Here is a 3342-nt window from a genome sequence, read left to right as displayed (position 1 = left end):
TTTTTCTTTTTCCAGATTTGATAAATCAGTGTTCCATATTCATGTACCCAGCGCAGTTTCCACTTCATAGTGTTCAAATCTACCTAAGTACTTGTTTCCTTCTAAGTCATTGCAATATATCAGTTCAAAAAGTGGAGTCATTTCAATTCTCCCGTCATGATGGCAAGTACAGGTTTGTCCGGTTTTTAGATAAATCTATCCGTGTTTTTATAAAGATACAATGATATAATTGCAATTGCTTTACCCTTTCCGTTCAGCCCTAAGCATTGATCTAGAGCTGAACTATTTTTTTAAAAAGTTATATGGTTCTATTGCAAAGTTTTAATGCCCTGAAAAAATATGAATTAACATACACCAATCTGGAATAAACGTTCGAATTTATGAATTTTGCAACAGAATCCTAATTTTCATATGTGGCATGATTCTAAACAATCTCCATATCATACTTGGACTGTAAAAAACTCACAAGAAAATAAGCCACATGTTCAACGTTTTTTGACAGTGGCGAAATAAATATAAAATCGATCCAACCTTTAAGCGAGAAATTTTGAGTACTCAGTAAATCCATATTGTTGATCTAGTATGTGATAAATGATTTTAATTGTTTTATGTGTAATGGTAACAAGTTATATTTATATATTCCATCTCCACAAAATATATAAATATAATTTTAAGAATATATAAATTTCTGTCCAAAACAGGATATAAAACAAAGGAGAAGAAAATATGCAAATAAAGAAACAAAGTCTAGCAGTTTTATTGTCAGCTGGTGCTATTGCTACATCAATTAGTTTACCGACATCTAGCTATGCGGCTACATCAAGTAATGTGCTGTCTACAGAGAAGTATAATGAGGTCACCAAGTCTCCAGAGTTTATTTCTGGACAGCTGACGACACCATCTTCAATAAAAACTGAGGATATAGTATTTCGATATATTGATGAAAATAAGGACAAATATAAACTAGGTACAAAAAGTGCTAAAGAATCATTCACTGTAAAGAAACAAGAAGATGACGAGTTAGGTGCAAAAATTGTTCGATTACAACAAACATATAGCGGTGTTCCAGTATGGGGATCTACACAAGTTGCACATGTTGATAACAAGGGAGTATTAATCGTTTTTTCTGGAACCGTCATTTCCGATTTAGATAAAAAATTACAACAACCAAATCAAAAAGTCTCTTCTGATGAGGCAGTGTTTATTGCTGAAAAAGAACTAAGCTTTAAGCCAAACTATGATGTAAAACCGACATCTGAACTTGTAGTATATGCAAAAAATGACACAGTATCTTATGCATATCATGTTCATTTAGGATTTTTATCTCCACAACCAGGTAACCATGATTATTTTGTCGAGGCAGCGACTGGAAAAATCTTAGATCATATTGAAGTTTTACATGCAGCAAGCCCCCAAAAAAATATTATTGGGTCAAGAACAACGGGAACAGGACAAGATTCATTTGGAAATACAAAAAAGTTGAATCTTGTCCAATCTAATAATGCTTATTATTTAGTAGATCAGACACGTGGAAAGGGAATTTATACGTATGATGCACAAAATGAGGATCACACTGTGTTTCTTCCAGGTGTCCTGTTAAGTAATAGTAGTAACAGTTTCACAAGCAAAAATGCACAGGCAGCTGTGGATGCTCATACTTATGCCGGAATTGTATATGATTATTATAAAAACGTTCAGGGAAGAGATTCCTATGACGGCAATGGTGCTAAAATTGTTTCATCTGTTCATTTTGGAAAACAATTTGAAAACGCATTTTGGGATCCGACCCTAAAACAAATGGTATATGGAGATGGAGATGGATCAACACGTTCATTTACAGCTGCAATTGATGTTGTTGGTCATGAACTAACACATGCAGTAACAGAATCATCATCCAACTTAATTTATCAAAATGAATCTGGCGCAGTCGATGAATCAATGTCAGATATTTTCGGGGCATTAATCGAATATTATAACAACTCAAATCCCGATTATCTAATTGGAGAAGATTTATTCTTCCAATCGGGGCAAGCCCTTCGTTCTATGAGCGATCCAACACAATACGGTGATCCAGACCATTATTCTAAACGTTATACAGGAATGAATCAAAGTAAATTTGTACACACAAATAGCGGAATTATAAATAAAGCAGCGTATCTTGTTGCAGAGGGTGGTACTCATTATGGAGTAACTGTGAACGGTATTGGTAAAAATGAAATGGGTAAAATCTTTTACCGCGCAAATACTCAATATCTCACAGAATCGGCAACATTTTCTCAGACAAGACAAGCCCTTGTACAGTCAGCCGCAGATTTATATGGGCCACAATCAGCTGAGGTTACTTCTGTAAACAGAGCATTTGATGCTGTTGGTGTTAAATGATTTGGTTATAAAGCAGCTCTTGCAAGGAATCTCTTAACCTGGGACATACTGATACTATGACTCTATAAAAGGTCTGTGAGCAGTATGAAAAGGGAAACGTTGTTTGAATGGAAACACTAGCAGCTAGATATGATTTTGGTAACTGTACGTTGGTACCTACGGTACAACCTCAGTTTTCGTGATTTGGTAGAAATGATACAGGAAAGAGAACTCGCCTTAGCTCATACAACCATTTGCAGAAGAACTACAACGATATATGACTTCTGCTTTTTAGAAGAATCGGGAAGAGAAATTGGATTTATAAAGCGCAAACGTAAGTTTTCTGGATTAATCAATGGGTCGCTAGTGATCCTTTAGTCCGATTATGTAGTAGGCTTCATGCAGCTACAGGTACTTTACTCAGCCCGGAAGGCTTAAATAAACAGAGCGGTCTTGTGTTTACAACAAAAAGTTTGTGAGCAAACACAAATTTCAAATGCTTCACTCACTCAATTTAAACGAATTTGTATTTTAGACAACACTTTATTTCAAATACCACGTGCTTTAGAGAAAGTATATCCAGGTTCTGGAGGATGTGCGCAAACAGCTGGCATTAAGATTAAATTAGAATACGATTTACATAACGGTCAATTTCTCAATTTTCAAGTCGGACCAAGAAAAAAGAATGAAAAGACTTTTGGAAACAGAAGGCTTAGATACCTTAGGTCCATGCGATTTATGCATTCGTGATTTAGATTATTTGTCATTAGATGATTTCGATCAAATGGATCAATAGGGGGCATATTTTATTTCACGTCTAAAGTTAAATAAAAATGTATATATCAAAAATCCTGATCCAGGATATTTTTATAGTGGTACAATCAAAAAAACAGGCGGAATATATAAAGATCGGTTCTGTTGCAAAGTTTAAAAAATAGAGAACGGATTATAAAGTGGCGTTTGGGTTTAAGCAACCGCTAC

The 3342-nt window shown here is 34.8% G+C and carries 1 protein-coding gene and 2 pseudogenes; all 3 read left to right on the top strand.

Annotation, left to right across the window (positions count from 1 at the left end; all coding sequences use genetic code 11):
* The first annotated feature begins 726 nt into the window (after positions 1-726).
* Entirely contained in the window at positions 727-2382 is a 1656-nt protein-coding gene (locus AB3X49_RS19760; protein WP_367964226.1) for a M4 family metallopeptidase, read from the top strand.
* A 129-nt stretch (positions 2383-2511) separates the two neighbouring features.
* A pseudogene (locus AB3X49_RS19755) lies at positions 2512-2622 on the top strand (IS6 family transposase); the annotation flags it as partial.
* A gap of 16 nt (positions 2623-2638) precedes the next feature.
* Positions 2639-3272 (top strand): annotated as a pseudogene (locus AB3X49_RS19750) (IS4 family transposase); the annotation flags it as partial.
* Between the last annotated feature and the right edge of the window lie 70 nt (positions 3273-3342).

The sequence above is a fragment of the Bacillus sp. C30 genome (assembly GCF_040838255.1).
Taxonomy (GTDB): Bacteria; Bacillota; Bacilli; order Bacillales; family Bacillaceae_G; genus Bacillus_A; species Bacillus_A mycoides.
This window is presented reverse-complemented; position numbering and strand designations above follow the sequence as displayed.

Bases quoted from the DNA above. Each gene is read 5' to 3' on its own strand.
- AB3X49_RS19760 (WP_367964226.1), top strand. From the start codon at position 727: ATGCAAATAAAGAAACAAAGTCTAGCAGTTTTATTGTCAGCTGGTGCT.